Below are 17,996 nucleotides of genomic sequence, written 5' to 3'. Positions count from 1 at the left end.
TACTGCACCTCAAATTTCTACCACAAACCACCAGTATCAAAAACTCATCTGATACTGTTTAAAACTGCACTTTAAGGAAGTAAAATGGAAGTCCACGAAAAAATTCGCGTTATGAGAGAAATCAATCAATGGTCGCAGGAAGAAATGGCAGAGAAACTTTCTATGTCGCCGAATGGCTATGCCAAAATTGAACGTGGACAAAGCAGTATTAATTTAGATAAATTACAGCAAATCGCGAATGTTTTTAATATTGATATGGGGGAGTTAATTACGAGTAAGGATAGATCAATTTTTTTTGCAGTGGGTGGTGATAATTCTAATAACTTAACAAATAGCTATTTTGGCACAAATGAAGCGTTAACTATTGAAAATGAAAAGTTAAACAGTTTGCTGGAAATGAAAGATACTTTATTGGCTCAAAAGGATGAATTATTATCTCAAAAAGATGCAGAAATTATTGCTCTAAAAGAAATTATTGAATTGTTAAAATCAAGAAATAGTTAAATAATCTGTGAGTTAGATATTTTTCTAATCAAATTCCACATCACACATATGAGTATCTTTACGAATGTCTGCAAGAATTTGATCGAAATCTTCAATGTTTTTATCGCTAACACTTGTTGCAGGTTGTCCAAATAGCTCTTCAAAACTGGGTTCTGATCGTGCTTTGCGATAATCCTGATAGTTCGACAACACACTGACAATCTTTCCCCATTTGGTAATAAAAACAGGCTGGGTTTCAGAGAGTTTCAATACATAGCTAGCACGTTGATTAAATTCTTTTGAGGTAACAGTAATCGCCATATTGTCCTCCTTATTAAAATTGTAGTTATTTTACTACCTTTTGAACGTTTGACAAGCAAGTGTTTTTTACAAAAAGAACAATGCACATATTATAGAGTTTGATCTGTTCCAAATTAAAAGTGCGGTGGAATTTTTCAAAATTTTCCACCGCACTTTTATTTTAGGACTTTGTTTTGTAGTTAAGCGTTGGTAATTGCTACGGCTTCACGTACTAAACGGCCGATTTCTTCCCAGTTATGGCTGTTGATAAGGGATTTTTCTACGAACCACGAGCCGCCGCACGCCACGACATTTGGAATGGCGAGATAGTCTTTAATATTGTTTACGCTAATTCCGCCGGTTGGCATAATTTGTAATTGCGCATAAGGGCCAAGTAAGGCTTTGATCATTTTCACTCCACCAGAGGCTTCGGCTGGGAAGAATTTCACTGCGGTTATGCCTAGTTCTAATGCCGCTTCAATCGACATCGGGTTGTTCACCCCCGGCATAACGGGGATATTCAATTCTTGGCAAAGTTTGACAATTTTGGGATTGAAGCCCGGTGTAACAATGCAATCGGCACCTGCATTCTTGGCTTGAACAACTTGTTCACTGGTCAGTACCGTACCTGCCGCAATCAGAATATTCGGGTTATGTTGGCGAATTAAACGAATGGCTTCTTCGGCAGCCGCTGAGCGGAAAGTGATTTCCACTACGGGTAACCCATTATTGGCGAGGGTTTCCGCAAGTGGGATAATATCCTGTGCGTTGTCTAAGGCAATAACAGGAATGACTTTTAATTGACGAAGTTTTTCAACGATTTGCGTGGTATTCATTTTATCTTCCTTAGTTAAATTGATGAATGAGATGTTCGGTGGCGGTTTTATCAATAATCGCCCCCTTATGCTGAATGACGATACCCGCCACTTGATTACCTTGTTGACAGCATTGTTGTGCAGGTTTATTACGCAGGTAGCCATTTAAAAAACCGGCATTGAACGCATCACCTGCCGAAGTGGTATCAACCACATTGGTAACAGGCGTGGTACTTACATTCTGTTCGTTACCTTGTTCATCGCAGAATAATGCACCTTCTTTACCTTGCTTCAGGACAATATTTTTTACTCCAAGTTGTTTTAAACGTTGTATTGATTGTGCAGGTTGTTCATCTCCCCAGAGTGCTTGTTCATCATCAAAGGTAACTAATGCAAGATGAATGCACGGATAAAGTGCGGTGTAAATTTCTTGTGTTTTTTGTACTGATTCCCAAAGTTTTGGGCGGTAGTTACTGTCAAAAGCAATTTTTACCCCTTGTTTAGCCAGTTGTTGAAGCTGGCTAATGAGGGCATTACGATCTGCATCAGGCAAAATCGCAAGAGAGATTCCGCTCAAATAAATCATATCCATTTCAGCAAGGCTGTTTTGTACTTGAGGATACTCAGGGTGCTGGAGCAAATAACGTGCGGCAGATTCAGAACGCCAGTAAAGGAAAGTGCGTTCGCCAAATTTATCTAACTGGATTAAATAAAGCCCCGCTTGGCGTGAGGAATCAATCAGCACATTTTCCGTATGAATGTGATCTTGTTGCCAATGTTGGATCATTTGTTGGCTGAGTTTGTCATTACCCATTGCGGAAATGTAGTGAACTTCGATGTCGTGAGGGGAACTAATGCGAGAGAGATAAGTGGCGGTGTTTAAGGTATCACCTCCATAGGTTTGCCACATATTCCCGAATGGTTCACCGTTGAGTTCGATCATACATTCGCCGATAATTGCAATTTTTTTCACTGTTTTTCCTCCTTTTGTGATCAGGCAAGTGAAAATAAATAAATTATACGAGGATTTATTTTTTCTTTCAATAAAATTGAAATATAGTTTCATTTTGTTTTGTGGCTTTTCAAAATTATAGCTTGTGTTAATATATTGAGGACAATTGACTAAATTTTGAGATGTTACAGAAATATGGAAAAAGATACTCAACCCGATGTGGTTTCCTCCGTGCTAAAAGTATTTGGCATTGTGGATGCACTCAGCGAGAAAAAAGAAATTGGTGTAACAGAATTGGCTCAGCGTTTGATGATGTCCAAAAGCACCATTTACCGCTTTCTACAAACGATGAAATCCCTTGGTATTGTGGCACAGGAAGGAGATACAGATAAATATCGCCTCACTCTGAAATTGTTTGAAATTAGTGCAAGGGCGTTAGAATATGTGGATCTTATTGAGCTTGCCAATAAAGAAATGGAAGTGATTTCAAAGCAAACAGGCGAAACCTTGCATTTAGGTGCATTAGATGGCAATGAAATTGTTTATTTGCATAAAATTGATTCTACTTACAGCCTAAGAATGTATTCTCGTGTGGGGCGTAGAAACCCCACTTATAGTACGGCGATTGGAAAAGTATTGCTTTCTGCACTGACGGACGAGGAAGTGGAAGCCTTGCTGGAAAATGTTGAGTTTGTTCAACATACCGCAAACACGTTACCGAATGTTGAAGCGCTTAAACAAGAACTGGCGTTAGTACGCGAACAGCACTATGCAGAAGATAAAGAGGAGCAGGAAGTTGGCTTACATTGTGTTGCCGCACCTATTTATGATCGTCTAGGGCATATTGTTGCCGCGATTTCTCTCTCTTTACCGCTAGTTCGTTTTGAAAAAGAAAACCTTGCCCAGCTGGTGGAGATGCTTCATCAAGCAGGCAGAAATGTGTCTAAACAGTTAGGTTATCAGCATTATCCTGTCGCGGAATAGCATTGCAAAATTGGTTAAGGCGGATTATTCCGCCTTATTTTTTGCTAATTTATCCTTCGCATAAAACTGTCGCATAGAAAAGTGCGGTGGTTTTTTTGTTATTTTTTCTCTTTATTGGAAAGATAAAGAGAGAGTTTTGATGAAAATGTTGTTACCCCTTTTCGTAGTAAATTATTTTTGCCTCGAGTGGAACGCCCACAAAGCCATTCTATGATCTTCATTCGTCCATTTTGCTGTTGTAAACAGGCTTGCTGGAACGGCAAATTGGGGTATTGTTGATGCTGAAATTGGGCGATAATTTCTTGGGTTGCTTGTGTGCCAATAATGCGTAAATTAATCGCTGGGATTTGAATATCATAATCCTGTTTTTCAATGGCAAGTGGCTGTTCGGCAGTTTGCCAGAAATGAATCTTTTGACCAGCATAAAGTAATAAAATAAAAGGACGTAACGACCACAACCCACTTGCCGCACCGCTGTAAGGATCAACCAGTCGCCTATCTGTTTCAAAGAGTCCTTGGGTAACATTGCCTTGTTGAATAGCGTGCTGTTGAATCAAAAAATGGGTCAGTTGGGATAGGATACGTTTTCCTTGTCCATTCGTTTTTTCTTGCTGAATCATTGTGCTGATTAACGCCGTTGGTGCAGCAAAACGGTAAGGCAGGCTACGCCCAAAAAAAGCAAAACCTTGTGGCGCGAATAAATAATGAAAATCTTGACAAAATTGCACCGCACTTTGTTGAATAAAAGTGCGGTCAAAATCTGGAGCGATTTGATCGAGCCAAAATAACCCATAGTGAAAGCCCCAAGAATTGTAGTAATCGAAATTACCTTTTTCGCCATCTCTAAACCAGCCATTGCCAACATAAAATTCTTTAATACGTTGATAACGTTCTTGATTGATTTCATCAATGCCAGCAAGATCTTTGACGACCAATTGCACTAATAAGATAAACAAATGCCAGTTATTGTCTACCGTTTGCACGTGATTGATTTGACGTAGCCAATCAATAATCTGTTGCTGTTGTGAAGCGTTGTAGTGTTGCCAAATATGGGCTTTACTCAGCCAAAGGGAAAGGGCGAAATCAGCACTTTCGCAGATCGTTTGCTGAAAACTTTTTAACTTTCCCCAGTAACCTGAATGATGGGGATTGGTTGCATTGAGAAAACCCGTTGATAAAGCCTGTTGAACTTGCTGAAAAAGGGGATGAGAGGGAGCGGACTGATAATGTAAATAGGCGGCTAACAGAGGATAATTGCGTGCCGCCCCTTCAATAGAATCAGAAACCATTCCTTGTTCTGATGGATAACCGTGATAATCGGCACGGGCATAGTCATCATTGGCATAATGAAAAAAGGAGCGAATAAAATATTCAACCAGTAATTCAAACTTTTCTTGTGAAAAAGTGGAATCTTGCGTAAATGCCTGTTTTAGCTGTTTATCAATAAGAGGATCGGTTTTGCTAAAGCAGGCTTTTCGTTTTATTGAACGCTGCAATCTTTCCTTAAAGGCTCGCCAATAATCCTGAAATTGGGGATGTTCGTGAGCTAAATAAGGTCGTTCAGTAAAGCGAATTTTGGGATCTGTTGTCATTTATTTGCTCCTATATACTCTCACTGAAGACTCAAATAGCTTCAGTGAGAGCAATTAGCAACGATTAAGCTTTTGGTGTAGCACAGCTTTCAAGTTGCTTTTTCATTTTTTTCGTTGGGCCAGTAATAAACTCAACGGGACGCCAAGAATCGCCCGTTTTTTCTAACCACGGGATTAATTCTTCTTTGATTAATTTTTGTACCAATTCAGGATTGCTTTCCGCAATATTCTTCATTTGGTATGGATCAGCCACATTATCAAAGAGTGTGTATTTAAGCGGTTCACCATCTTGACGATCAATTTCTAAAGTGTGAGTTTTGGTCCGCACGCCACGACGACCAAATGATGGTTGACCATAAGGGACAAAGAGATAAAGTTGAGAAGTCGGGCTTTCACCTTTATCGTGTAATACCTGTTCAGCAAGGCTAACGCCTTCTACACTATCAGGGATACTGCCTTTCAAACCAAGTAAATCTAAGATCGTTGGATAAATATCTGGCGCAGACATTAAGCTCTCATTGACACCCGCAGGGATTTTACCCGGTAAGCGGAACATCATTGGCACACGCATAGATTCTTCATAGATATTATTTTTGGTTGGTTTACCGTGAGATCCCATACAGCAACCGTGATCAGAGAAGAAGACTACTAATGTATTATCCGCTAAACCTTGTTTGTCTAATTCAGCAAGGATACGGCCGAATTGTTCATCGACGCCTGAAACCATTGCAAGATATTCTTTGAAATATTGAGGGCCATAGCCTTCTTGATATTTTTTATCCCAATCGACATTTGGACGGCTGTTGAGTTCTTTAGAGCTTTGTGGGTACATATCCAAATATTTTTGTGGGACTTGATCATAAGGAGAATGTGGCGGGTTCATTGAAACCACTAATGCAAATGGTTTGTTTGGATCACGATATTTATTTTCTTCATTACGAAGGTATTTAATCGCCATATCCGCTTCGTGTTCTGGCCCCCATTGATCTACATATTGAGGATATTCACGTGGTGTGTCATTTCCCCAGTACATTGGTTTTAAATGGAGATCATAAGTACCATAAGAATACCAGAAATCAAAACCGTGGCGGCGATCTGGTGGTGTCCAGTCGTTCCAGTAGCGCCCTTCCATTGGGTTGTTGTAGCTTTTAATGTACGGCTCTTGTGGCACATCTAAATGCCATTTACCGATGTAACCTAATGAATAGCCTTCCTCTTTTAATACATCAGACCAACATTTTGCATAAGGTGATAACTCAATACCGACTTTACCACCATAGTCGTGCGTATTCCCTGTTACGCCACTATGTTGTGGGTATTTACCGGTCATAAACATACCACGGAATGGAGAGCATAATGGATAGTTAGAAACCATTTGATCCATCACTTTTGCTGTTTGAGCAAAGGCATCTAAATGTGGTGTGATTGCAGGATCTTGCTTTTTGAATCCTTGTGCCATTGCACGCATTTCATCAGGAAACACGATTAATAGGTTAAGTGGGGGATTGTTGGATTTTTTTGCCGACTCTTTAGCATTATTATTGGCGACTGCATTTACCGCAGTGCTTGACAGCGCAGCTACCGCACCCGTTGTCGCAACACCTTTAATAAAATTACGACGTGAAATACTCATCTGATTACTCCTTATCTTTGATTAAGTTGCACTTTGCGCTACGTCTTAATGAAACAAAGTGCGGTTATTTTTTCATAAAAAAATGGTAATCTCCATATTTTAAAACGTCGTTTTAGAAAAATTATTTTATTTTGTGAATTAGATCACAGATTTCGATTTTGGTGTTTTTATGTTTTGATTGCTTTCATTATAATTCAGTTAAAGTAATACGAAAGCGTGATTTCTTTCATCTTCATTAAACGAAATTTGACCCACCTAAAAGGAAGTAAACAAAAATGAGTATATTGCTCAACCTTATTAAAAGACATAAAGCAGGTGAAGTTGTCGGAATTTATTCTGTTTGCTCTGCTCACCCGCTTGTTTTAGAAGCCGCTTTATTACAAGCCAAAGAAGATAACACCCCTTTGTTGATAGAGGCAACATCCAACCAAGTGGATCAATTTGGTGGTTATACAGGAATGACACCAGCAGATTTTCGTCATTTCGTTGAACAATTAGCAGATCAAGTGGGTTTTCCAAGAGCGCAATTAATTTTAGGTGGCGATCATTTAGGGCCTAACCGCTGGCAAGGATTGCCGGCAGAAGAGGCTATGGTAAATGCAGAAAAATTAATTGAAGCTTATGTTACTGCAGGGTTTGAAAAAATCCACTTAGATTGCAGTATGTCTTGTCAAGGTGATCCTATTCCTCTTTCAGATAGCATTGTCGCAGAACGTGCTGCACGTTTAGCTGTAATAGCAGAACAAACCGCAGAGAAACAAGGATTAGCAAATCGTATCGTTTATATTGTTGGAACAGAAGTTCCTGTACCGGGTGGGGAAGCAGAAGAAATTGCAGAATTAGAGGTGACTTCGCCACAAGCTGCAAAAGCGACCATTAATGCACATCAAGAAGCCTTTTCTCGCGTTGGCTTAGATCATATTTGGCCACGTGTTGTTGGCTTAGTGGTACAACCGGGAGTGGAATTTGACCATACTAAAGTGATTGATTTTGTTCCTGAGAAAGCACAAGCATTAAGCCAAGTGGTGAATGATTATGAAAATCTTGTGTTTGAAGCGCACTCCACCGATTATCAAACAGAAGAAGCTTATAAGGCGTTAGTTAAAAATCATTTTGCTATTTTGAAAGTAGGGCCAGCGCTCACCTTTGCTTTACGTGAAGGTTTATATGCGCTGTGTGCAATGGAAGAATACTTATTCCCAGCCACACAATGTTCAAATTTACGTACTGTATTAGAAGCACAAATGCTTGCACACCCTGAAAACTGGAAAAAATATTATCACGGCAGCGAATTAGAACAGTGTTTTGCAAGAAGTTTTAGCTTTAGTGATCGTATTCGTTATTACTGGACGAATCCTGATATTGCTAAGGCAGTGGATAAATTATTTACCAATTTTGCTCAAATGGATATTCCACTTCCATTACTTAGCCAGTACTTACCAGAACAATATTTGGCTGTACGTGAAGGAAAAATATTGCCTAAAGCAAAAGATCTTGTGCTAGATAAAGTGCGTGCTGTGGTTAGACAATATGCCAAAGCCAGTTTTTTTAATCATTAAGGAAAGGATAGAAATATGACAACTTATTTAGGTATCTCGGAGAATGATTTAGTGGCAGGGAAAGCCATTATGACAGCAAAAGAGATCGAACAGCAGCCGCAAGCGTGGAAAGAAAGTTTGCAAATGTTGGATCAGCGCCGTCAAGAAATTCTCGATTTTATTGCCCCCGTAATAAATGCAACAAATGGACGCATTATTTTTACCGGCGCAGGAACATCGGCTTTTGTCGGGCATTCTTTGCAACCTTTTGTGCTTACAATGACGGATAAACGTGTTGAATCCATTGCGACAACGGATATTGTTTCTAACCCTTACCAATATTTCGCTCAAGATGTGCCAACATTACTTATTTCATTTGCTCGTTCTGGAAATAGTCCTGAAAGTGTGGCAGCAGTGGAATTGGCAAATCAATGTTTAACGAATTGCTATCATTTATTTATTACTTGTAACGAGCAAGGGGCGTTATATCAAAATGCGCAAAAAAATGACCGCACTTTAGCATTATTAATGCCACCTCAAACCAATGATGGTGGATTTGCAATGACATCTAGTTTTAGCTCAATGATGCTTTCTGCCTTATCCGTGTTTTTATTACCAAAAGGCTCAGTTACGGAGCAATTAGGTTTCATTACAGATGCCACAGCAAAATTAATTCCACAGTATGTTGAAGTTGCTCGTCAGTTAGCCACAGTGGATATTGATCGCATTATTTACCTCGGTAGTGGTGGATTACAAGGATTAGCACAAGAATCAGCACTAAAAATTTTAGAATTAACTGCGGGACGTATTGTTGCCACTTATGATTCTTCCCTTGGGTTCCGTCACGGACCAAAATCTATTGTTAATAATAAAACAACAGTGGTTCAATTCCTTTCAAATCAACCTTATACACGTTTATATGATATTGATTTATATAATGAATTATGCAGAGATGGTATTGCAACACGCATTGTGTGCTTAACCGCACAATCGGGCGTAGAAGGACGAGATGTAGTGAATATCGCAGGCTTTGCTGATGCACCAGATTATGCACTATTATTCCCGTACATTGTCTTTGCACAAATTAATTCATTTTATAGTTCGTTTACCCGTGGTATTACCACAGATAATCCTTGCCCAACAGGTGAAGTAAACCGTGTGGTTCAAGGCGTTATCATTCACCCATTTCATTCATAATTATTAAGGAGAGTTTTATGTCAACACCGAATATTGTATGGACGCGAATTGATGAACGTTTATTACACGGTCAAATTAAGATTACGTGGGGTAAGCATTCTGAAGCAAATTTAATTTTAGTCGCGAATGATGAAGCCGCAGAAGGTCCAAATGCCCCTTTTATGCAAGCAGGAATGAAAGCTTCAGCAGGTGGTGAATATGCAGTACGTTTTTTCACAATTCAAAAAACCATTGATGTGATTCATAAAGCCTCACCACAACAGAAAATTTTCATTTTATGCAACAACCCAACAGATGTTGCACGTTTAGTGGAAGGTGGTGTGCCAATCAAACACTGTAATATTGGGAATATGCACTATCATGAAGGTAAAAACCAAATTACTAAAACCGTTTCTGTTGATGAAAAAGATCTTGATGCTTTCCGTCGTATGGTGAATGCAGGAGTAACTTGCACAATCCAAAATACGCCAGATGCTCAAGAAATTGATATTAAACAGTATCTTTAATATTCGTAAGGAGCATTTATGTTAACTGAAGCATTATTAGTCGCCGTTTGGGCGTTCTTCTGCGGTATTGATAAATACGATGTCGCACTTAATATTCACCGTCCATTAATTACAGGCCCTGTTGTTGGCTTGATTATGGGAGATTTGCAATTAGGTCTTATTACAGGGGCAACATTAGAGTTAGCTTGGTTAGGTTTAGTGCCTAATGCAGGTGCGCAGCCACCTGATGTAACAATGGGGACGATTGCGGCGGTTGCCTTTGCGGTAATGACAGGACAAAGTGCAGAAGTGGCAATGGGTGTGGGTATGCCAATTGCTGTACTTATGCAAATGTTAGTAATTGGTTTCTTTGCTTTAACTTCATTTACTATGGGTAAAGCTGATGAATATGCAGAGCAAGCAAATACAAAAGGGATTGATTTCTTACTGATTTCAACAATTTCATTACGTTCTTTACTCTATGCAATTGTTGCATTTATTACCGTTTACTTCGGTGAACATGCAGCAGATTGGATCAACAATAATTCACCAAAAGAAATTTTGGAAGGATTAGGTTTAGGTGCGCGTTTAGTACCCGCTATCGGTTTTGCAATGTTATTGAAAATTATGTGGTCAAAACAAGTGGCAGGCGTATTTTTCATCGGTTTCGTTGCCACAACTTACTTAAAACTACCAATTATGGCGGTGGCAATTATCGGTGGATCAATCGCAGTACTTTATTTCTACTTCTCAGGTAATGGCAATAACAATAACCAATCTCAAGCACAGGAGTTCGAAGATGGAATCTAAAAATGTAAACAACCAAGTAGCAGAAAGCCTTGTTGATGATATTGATGCGTATCAAGATACGACTGTTCGTAAAGTGATCACAAAAGGTGATCTGTGGAAATGTGCAATTCGTGGTTTGTTCATGGAAGGAAACTTCAACTTTGAACGTATGCAAGCAGGTGGTTGGGCGTATTCAATCATTCCAGCATTGAAAAAAATCCACGGCAATAATAAATACGATTTAGCTAAATCATTGAAAAACCATCTTCAATTTTTCAATGCAAGTCCTAAGTTATTCACTTTCTTGCTCGGTACAGCGATTGCAATGGAAGAAAATAAAGAAAAACCTTCTACGATTAACGTAATGAAAGTAGCAGGTATGGGACCAACAGGTGGGATTGGTGATGGTATTGACCATATGACGATTATGCCATTAACCCTTGCACTAGGTTCATCTATTGCGATGGAAGGTTCAATTGCAGGTCCATTTGTCTTCTTTATCCTATATCAAATTATGCACTTCTTTGTGTATTTCAGCTTAATGTTTATGGGATATAAAGCGGGTACAGCCGCAATGGTGAGTATGAGCGATTCTACGGAACGTTTAGCTAAAGCGGCAAATATTATGGGGATTTTCGTTATCGGGGCATTGTGTGCCACCTTTATACGATTTAAAACCACCGCAAGTATTGAGATGGGTGGAAAAGTGGTGGAATTACAGACCGCACTTTTCGATAAAATTATGCCAAATCTATTACCGCTTGCACTGGTCTTCCTAATGTTTAAATTAGTGAAAGGAACAGGCTTTTGGGCAAAACCACCCGTATTGATTTTCAGTACACTTGCCTTCGGGGTAATCGGACATTTAATAGGTATTATTTAATCCATTAATGCTAAATTAAGGAAAATGAGGGAAACCTCATTTTCTTTCTAGAATAATATAGTCGTTTAGGTTTTGAAATGTTGCAAAACCGGATGATGATAAAAGACAAGAAGTAAGGACAGTTTATGTTAGGTATCGTAGTATCAGGTCATATCAATTTTGCCTCAGGTATGCGTTCTGCCGTAGAGGCGATAGTTGGGCAACAACCGCAATTAGAATTTGTCGATTTTTTAGAGTCAATGACAACAGATGATTTAGAGGCTCAACTTTTATCTGCAAAAGCGCGTGTGGATTCTGGTGATGGCGTATTGTTCCTTGTTGATCTTTATGGTGGCTCACCTTGTAATCGTGCCATCAATATCTTATTAAATGATCAAAATGTCGAAGTGATTGCAGGAACAAATTTATCAATGATTGTGAATGCTGCATTAGAACGTGAAGAGTTTTCACTGAAAGAATTAACCGAATGTTTGGCAAGAGGCGAATTTAGCCAAATAAAAGATTTACGTGAAGATATCAATAATCTTTCGCAAGATAATGATAGCGAAGAAGATGGGCTATAAATTAGCGCTAAATAAATTCAATTTAGAAAACAATAGCGTAAAAAAGAAAATATAAGGGGAAATAATATGACCGCTCAACAACAAACCCTTGCGGTAATGAAGAAAGTGTATCAATGGCAAGCGGCAAATCAAACCCGTACCGTGGTACGCCGTACAGGACGTATCCGTTTTATTAAAGATACAGATTGGGATAGAGCTGTATTTTGGGCGAGTGTGTCTAATGCGTGGAAAGTAACGGGCGAACAAGTTTTCTTAGATGGTGTGCTAAATTACACTTTGCATACCGGTTTCCGTACTGGACCACATGCACGTTTTGCTGATGATTTAGTATGCGCACAACCTTACCTTGATGTGTATCCACTATTTAACCAACCTGAAGCCTTAGAACCGACCATTAACTTTGTGGAAGATATGTTGGCGAATCCAAAACTGGGACGTGAAGATTGGTGGTGGTGTGATTCACTCTTTATGGCTCCACAAGTGTTTTTTACCCTTTCTACCTTAACAGGGGAAAGCAAATATCGTGATTATGCTAACCAAGCTTGGTGGGATTCGGTTGATCATCTACAAGATAAAGAAACAGGGTTGTTCTATCGTGATTATCGCTATATCCCAGATGGAAAAGGGGATGAATTACGTGAAGAAAATGGTGAGAAAGTCTTTTGGGGAAGAGGTGTAGGCTGGGTGATAGCTGCTATTCCTCGATTATTCCGTGATATGCCAGAAGATTTCCCTGAGCGTGAACGCTATCTTGATCTTTATCGTCAATTAGCGGAAATTGTATTGCCATTCCAACACGAAGATGGTTTCTGGCGAGCAAGTTTACTTGATCCACAAACATTCCCAGCGAAAGAAAGTAGTGCAACGGCACTTTTCTGCTATGCACTGGCTTGGGGAATTAATTCAGGCGTATTAGATCGTGCAACTTATCTTCCAGTGGTAGAAAAAGCGTGGGCTGGTTTAGTCAGCGTGGTCGATAATGACGGGAAATTAGGGTGGATTCAATTACCGGCCTTTAACCCTCGTGAAGTGAAAGCGGAAGATAATATTGATTATGGTGTAGGCGCATTTTTATTAGCCGGTGCCGAAATGTATCAATTACAAGCGAAATAAGCATAAATTTTTTTAATATAAAGGAAAGAAAAATGAAAATTGCATTAATGATGGAAAATAGCCAAGCGGCAAAAAACCCAATTATTTTAAATGAACTTAAAAATGTGGTCGAACCTAAAGGACACAGTGTTTATAACGTGGGGATGAATAGTGAAAAAGATCATCATCTTACTTATATCCACTTGGGTATTATGGCGAGTATTTTATTAAATTCTAAAGCAGTGGATTTTGTTGTTGCAGGTTGTGGTACGGGTCAAGGCGCATTAATGTCATTAAACCTTCATCCGGGGGTGGTATGTGGTTACTGCCTTGAACCAGCAGATGCGTTCTTATTCTCACAAATTAATAATGGGAATGCACTTTCATTAGCTTTTGCTAAAGGATTTGGTTGGGGGGCTGAACTCAATGTTCGCTATATGTTTGAAAAAGCATTTGAAGGTGAACGCGGTCAAGGTTACCCAGTGGAACGCCGCGAACCACAAGTGCGTAATGCAGGGATTTTAAATCAAGTCAAAGCAGCTGTGGCAAAAGAGAATTACTTAGATACTTTACGAGCCATTGATCCTGAATTAGTCAAAACAGCAGTAAGCGGAGAACGTTTCCAACAATGTTTCTTTGATAACTGCCAAGATGATGCAATTCGTGCTTATGTTACGGAAGTTTTAAATAGCTAATCCGATAAAAAGGGGGAAAGGAATTCCCCCTCTATTAATTTTTTTGTTTAACGAATTTCGTTGTTCTGACTATAGCCATTAATATTTAAAATAATACAAAGTAACGAACCAAAGATCATATCAGTAATATAGATTGATATAGAGAGGTGTAACAGCGATTATTTTAAAATTAAATGACGATAATTTCGCATTAGGAGGTGTTTATGCGTCAGTCCCCACCCGCTTATTTTCATATGATGGCAAAGCCGAGTAGCTTTCATTGTAATATCAAATGTGAATATTGCTTTTATTTAGAGAAAGAGCAGGTTCTAACGCATAATGTCCGCTTGATGTCAGAAGATACATTGAGAGATTACACCCGAAATTATATTCAATCCCACGCGGGCGATCAGGTTGATTTTGCTTGGCAAGGTGGCGAACCCACTTTATTAGGTTTGGATTTTTTTAAAAGAGCGGTGGATTTTCAGCAAGAATTTGCCAATGGGAAAACCATTACAAATAGTTTTCAGACAAATGGGATTGCATTAAATCGACAATGGGCAGAATTTTTTAAACAAAACAATTTTTTGATTGGTATCTCTGTAGATGGATTAAGTGATGTTCACGATCGCTATCGTATTTCCGTAAATGGACAACCGACCTTTGAACGAGTAAAAAAAGCCATTGATCTCTTGAAAGAGTATGAAGTGGAATTTAATACCTTAACGGTTATCAACGATAAAAATTGGCATAAAGGACGTGAAACATACCAAGCATTAAAAGCGCTCGGTTCAACTTTTATGCAGTTTATTCCTATCGTCGAAGTCGCCAATTATTCTTTACAACGTAGCGATTATAATCCGGGTAAAAATTATAGAATGACAGGATTTTCCGTTCCGCCTGATGGTTATGGACGCTTTTTGCTTGATGTGTTTTCTGTGTGGGTAAGAGAAGATGTTGGGCAAATTTTTGTCCGTGAATTTGATAATTTATTAGGGCAGTGGCTAGGTTATCCTTCAACGAGTTGTATCCAAACTGAAACTTGCGGTTCCGCATTAGTTCTGGAAGCAAATGGCGATGTTTATTCGTGCGATCACTATGTCTATCCTGATTATAGGATTGGTAATATCCACCATCAGCCATTATCAGAGATTGCACGTTCGCCAAAGCAACAAAAGTTCGGGCAGGCGAAAAAAGAAACCTTAACCAAAGCATGCGAGAAATGTGATGTACGAATGATTTGTCATGGCGGTTGCCCGAAACATCGTATTGTCAATTTAAAAGGTGAGAAATTTAAGCACAACTATTTGTGTCCATCTTATCAACTTTTCTTCCGTCAAACGGCACCTTTAATGCACCGAATGCGTGATATTATTCAACAAGGTGGGTTAGCGGCAGAGATTATGAAAATGATCAACTAGCATTTTTTGAGGAGGGCGTAATGAAACGTTCATTGCTTAGTACTTGTTTGTTATCTGCTATGGTGGCAGGTGTCAGTCAATTTTCTTTTGAGGCACAGGCGGCTGAACCAACCAGGCCAAATGTTTTAGTTATCGTTATGGATGACTTAGGTTCAGGGCAGTTAGATTTTGCGATAGATAGTTTAGACGCAGAGGCATTAAATCAGCGTCCAGTGGCAGCACGCTATCAAGGCGATATTAATAAAATGATTGAGGCGGCACAAAAAGCGATGCCAAATGTGTCTAAATTAGCCGCATCAGGTGTAAAAATGACAAATGCGTTTGTGGCACATCCTGTGTGTGGACCTTCTCGAGCAGGTATTTTTACTGGACGTTACCCTGCCTCTTTTGGTATTTACAGCAATGATGATTCCTTTAATGGCATTCCACTTGATGTGAAATTATTACCCGCATTATTCCAAGAAAATGGCTATGCCACAGCGAATATTGGTAAATACCATAATGCAAAAATAAACCGAGATCGTAAAATTGGCAGAATCACACAGCCAGAAGATCTCAGAACACGGGATTATCACGATAATTTTTCCTCAGTCCCAGAAAAAGGCTATTTCCCAACAGATCGTGGCTTTGATTACTCTTATAGTTATTTCGTTTCAGGGGCGGCGTTGTGGCATTCTCCTGCATTATGGCGTAATGACAAGCCTGTTGCCTCGCCGGGATATTTAACACACAACTTAACCAACGAAGCGCTACAATTTATTGATAAAGTCGGGGATAAACCTTTCTTTTTAAATTTAGCTTATAGTGTGCCACATATTCCTTTAGAAGAAGCTTCACCAGCAAAATATATGGATCGTTTTAATACAGGGAATGTTGAAGCAGATAAATATTTTGCAGCCATTAATGCGGCAGATGAAGGGATTGGCAAAATTATAGATAAATTAAAAGCAGAAGGAAAATTAGAGAATACCTTGATCTTCTTCCTTTCTGATAACGGTTCCGTACACGAAGCGCCAATGCCTTTAAATGGTATGGATAGAGGATTCAAAGGGCAGCTCTATAATGGCGGATTACGTGTCCCATTCATCGTATCGTGGCCAAATCATATTCCAGCCAATAGCCAAAATGATCAGCTTATTTCGGCAATAGATATTTTACCAACCGCACTTAAAGCGGCAAAAATTTCGTTGCCTGATTCGTTAAAATTAGATGGGAAAGATATTTTACCGATCTTATCAGGTAAAGAAACGGTCTCACCTCATCAATATCTCTATTGGGCAGGCCCCGGAGCCAAACATTATAGTGAAGAGAATCAGCAATTCTGGGCAGACTATTGGAAATATATTACCTACAATACCAATGAAGCACCGAAGAATCCACACTTAGAAAAATTATCAAAAAGTTCGTGGGCTATCCGTGATAAAGATTGGGCCTTGTATTTCTATAATGATGGTAGCAATCAATTACATTTGTATCACGACAAGGTGGATCCTGCTGAAAGCAAGGATGTAGCGAGCCAGTATCCAGAAAAAGTAAAAGAGCTACAAACAGCATTTCATCATTGGATTAGCAAACAACCTAAACCAATGGTATGGAATCCTGAAGAGTTTCAAGCGATTGAAGCATCAGCAGAAGTAAAATAATGTTGTTTATCAGCCACCGCGAGCGTGGCTGATTTTTTTAGGAGGAATAATGGTAAAACTCACACTAAGTATTATAGATAAAGAGAATAACATTAAATTTTGTAAAAGTGCCTTTGATTTTTTAATGTTTACTTATAAGGGAGAATATCAAGAAGGCGATCGTATCTGCATTGAAACAGATACCACACCTTGCTATTTAAAGTGTCGCTTGGAGGACAGTTTAGAAAGTAGCCTTATCTATTTAACTGAACCACGGATTGAGTATCACATTCCTTTTGGTGATAACAGACGGTTATTTAATAGTGACAAAGCCTTTCAAGGAGGCATTCACTTTTTATGGATACGCGTTGCAAGAGAGTATGAGATACAACAATATACAAACCTTGCCTTTAATCCTTATTTTCAACCGCACCAGAGCGGAATGTACCCACGCATTAGTAGTAATATCAAACCAAGCAATATTCGTTTTGCCCCTTATAACGTGATTGACGGCATTTTTGATAGCAATGCCCACGGCTCTTATCCTTTTACTTCTTGGAGTAATGCACAAGATCCTAATGCAGAATTAAACATTGAATTTGGTCGAAATGTGGAAGTGGATTGCCTGATTTTAATACTCCGCGCGGATTTCCCCCATGATGCGTGGTGGCAGAATATAAGTGTTCGATTTTCTGATGGCTCAGAGGAAATATTGACATTAGCCAGAACAGGACAACCGCAGGTATTTCATTTTGATAAACGTTATTGTGATCACCTCATTTTGACAAATTTTGTAAAAGGCGTTGATCCTTCGCCATTTACTGCCTTAACTCAAATTGAAGTGTTGGGGAAAAATGCTTGATTAATAAAATGAAGATAAAAGGAAGAAATCGAAAGCTTAAATAAATATTTTACGGATTAAAATTAATCTTTCACCCTGAATTTTAATTTCGTTTTGTTTCATTTTTCTTTA

The 17,996-nt window shown here is 39.0% G+C and carries 18 protein-coding genes; 13 read left to right on the top strand and 5 right to left on the bottom strand.

From position 1 onward, the window contains the following. Positions 1-84: 84 nt before the first annotated feature. Positions 85-504 carry a helix-turn-helix domain-containing protein gene (locus L4F93_RS01030; protein WP_250350711.1) on the top strand — a complete coding sequence of 140 codons (420 nt, stop codon included), beginning with the start codon at positions 85-87 and terminating at the stop codon, positions 502-504. Positions 505-528: 24 nt separating this feature from the next. On the opposite strand, the gene L4F93_RS01025 is transcribed toward L4F93_RS01030, so the two are convergent. From L4F93_RS01025 to L4F93_RS01015, 3 genes are all read right to left on the bottom strand, one after another. Continuing rightward, positions 529-804: a type II toxin-antitoxin system Phd/YefM family antitoxin gene (locus tag L4F93_RS01025; RefSeq protein WP_250350710.1), complete on the bottom strand. Its 276-nt coding sequence runs from the start codon at positions 802-804 to the stop codon at positions 529-531. Between the two features lie 179 nt (positions 805-983). Continuing rightward, the gene (locus L4F93_RS01020) at positions 984-1,619 is read right to left on the bottom strand and encodes a bifunctional 4-hydroxy-2-oxoglutarate aldolase/2-dehydro-3-deoxy-phosphogluconate aldolase (protein ID WP_250350709.1); all 636 of its coding nucleotides are present in this window, start codon (positions 1,617-1,619) and stop codon (positions 984-986) included. A gap of 10 nt (positions 1,620-1,629) precedes the next feature. Beyond that, entirely contained in the window at positions 1,630-2,571 is a 942-nt protein-coding gene (locus tag L4F93_RS01015; protein ID WP_250350708.1) for a sugar kinase, read from the bottom strand. A 174-nt stretch (positions 2,572-2,745) separates the two neighbouring features. Between L4F93_RS01015 and kdgR the strand changes: the two genes are divergently transcribed. Further along, entirely contained in the window at positions 2,746-3,534 is a 789-nt protein-coding gene (kdgR, locus tag L4F93_RS01010) for a DNA-binding transcriptional regulator KdgR (RefSeq protein ID WP_250350707.1), read from the top strand. Between the two features lie 98 nt (positions 3,535-3,632). On the opposite strand, the gene L4F93_RS01005 is transcribed toward kdgR, so the two are convergent. After that, positions 3,633-5,126 carry a DUF2264 domain-containing protein gene (locus tag L4F93_RS01005; protein ID WP_250350706.1) on the bottom strand — a complete coding sequence of 498 codons (1,494 nt, stop codon included), beginning with the start codon at positions 5,124-5,126 and terminating at the stop codon, positions 3,633-3,635. 64 nt (positions 5,127-5,190) lie between these two features. Beyond that, complete coding sequence (locus L4F93_RS01000) at positions 5,191-6,759, bottom strand: sulfatase-like hydrolase/transferase (RefSeq protein ID WP_250350705.1); 1,569 nt, start codon at positions 6,757-6,759, stop codon at positions 5,191-5,193. Between the two features lie 275 nt (positions 6,760-7,034). Between L4F93_RS01000 and kbaZ the strand changes: the two genes are divergently transcribed. From kbaZ to L4F93_RS00945, 11 genes are all read left to right on the top strand, one after another. Then, positions 7,035-8,318, top strand: a complete 1,284-nt coding sequence (kbaZ, locus tag L4F93_RS00995) for a tagatose-bisphosphate aldolase subunit KbaZ (protein WP_250350704.1) — start codon at positions 7,035-7,037, stop codon at positions 8,316-8,318. Positions 8,319-8,333: 15 nt separating this feature from the next. Beyond that, positions 8,334-9,494 (top strand): SIS domain-containing protein, encoded by a 1,161-nt coding sequence (locus tag L4F93_RS00990; RefSeq protein ID WP_250350703.1) that lies wholly within the window; start codon positions 8,334-8,336, stop codon positions 9,492-9,494. 17 nt (positions 9,495-9,511) lie between these two features. Continuing rightward, positions 9,512-10,000 (top strand): PTS N-acetylgalactosamine transporter subunit IIB, encoded by a 489-nt coding sequence (gene agaV, locus L4F93_RS00985; RefSeq protein ID WP_250350702.1) that lies wholly within the window; start codon positions 9,512-9,514, stop codon positions 9,998-10,000. 18 nt (positions 10,001-10,018) lie between these two features. Next, on the top strand, positions 10,019-10,789 hold the full coding sequence (agaW, locus tag L4F93_RS00980; protein WP_250350701.1) for a PTS N-acetylgalactosamine transporter subunit IIC: 771 nt from the start codon (positions 10,019-10,021) through the stop codon (positions 10,787-10,789). Continuing rightward, positions 10,779-11,651, top strand: coding sequence for a PTS system mannose/fructose/sorbose family transporter subunit IID (locus L4F93_RS00975; protein WP_250350700.1), 873 nt, complete (start codon positions 10,779-10,781; stop codon positions 11,649-11,651). The genes agaW and L4F93_RS00975 overlap by 11 nt, the downstream gene beginning before the upstream one ends. Positions 11,652-11,776: 125 nt before the next feature. After that, the gene (gene agaF, locus L4F93_RS00970) at positions 11,777-12,214 is read left to right on the top strand and encodes a PTS galactosamine/N-acetylgalactosamine transporter subunit IIA (protein ID WP_250350699.1); all 438 of its coding nucleotides are present in this window, start codon (positions 11,777-11,779) and stop codon (positions 12,212-12,214) included. A 66-nt stretch (positions 12,215-12,280) separates the two neighbouring features. Next, a complete protein-coding gene (locus tag L4F93_RS00965) occupies positions 12,281-13,327 on the top strand; it encodes a glycoside hydrolase family 88/105 protein (RefSeq protein ID WP_250350698.1) in 1,047 nt (348 codons plus the stop codon). Positions 13,328-13,359: 32 nt separating this feature from the next. After that, positions 13,360-14,001 carry an RpiB/LacA/LacB family sugar-phosphate isomerase gene (locus tag L4F93_RS00960; protein ID WP_250350697.1) on the top strand — a complete coding sequence of 214 codons (642 nt, stop codon included), beginning with the start codon at positions 13,360-13,362 and terminating at the stop codon, positions 13,999-14,001. A 203-nt stretch (positions 14,002-14,204) separates the two neighbouring features. Continuing rightward, the gene (locus L4F93_RS00955) at positions 14,205-15,401 is read left to right on the top strand and encodes an anaerobic sulfatase maturase (RefSeq protein WP_250350696.1); all 1,197 of its coding nucleotides are present in this window, start codon (positions 14,205-14,207) and stop codon (positions 15,399-15,401) included. Between the two features lie 20 nt (positions 15,402-15,421). Beyond that, positions 15,422-17,044 carry a sulfatase family protein gene (locus tag L4F93_RS00950; RefSeq protein ID WP_250350695.1) on the top strand — a complete coding sequence of 541 codons (1,623 nt, stop codon included), beginning with the start codon at positions 15,422-15,424 and terminating at the stop codon, positions 17,042-17,044. A 49-nt stretch (positions 17,045-17,093) separates the two neighbouring features. Further along, positions 17,094-17,885: a hypothetical protein gene (locus L4F93_RS00945; protein ID WP_250350694.1), complete on the top strand. Its 792-nt coding sequence runs from the start codon at positions 17,094-17,096 to the stop codon at positions 17,883-17,885. The last annotated feature ends 111 nt before the right edge of the window (positions 17,886-17,996 follow it).

It is taken from the genome of Avibacterium sp. 20-132, assembly GCF_023611925.1.
Lineage (GTDB): Bacteria > Pseudomonadota > Gammaproteobacteria > Enterobacterales > Pasteurellaceae > Avibacterium.
The sequence above is the reverse complement of the archived record's forward strand: the minus strand, read 5'-3'. Positions and strand labels throughout refer to the sequence as shown.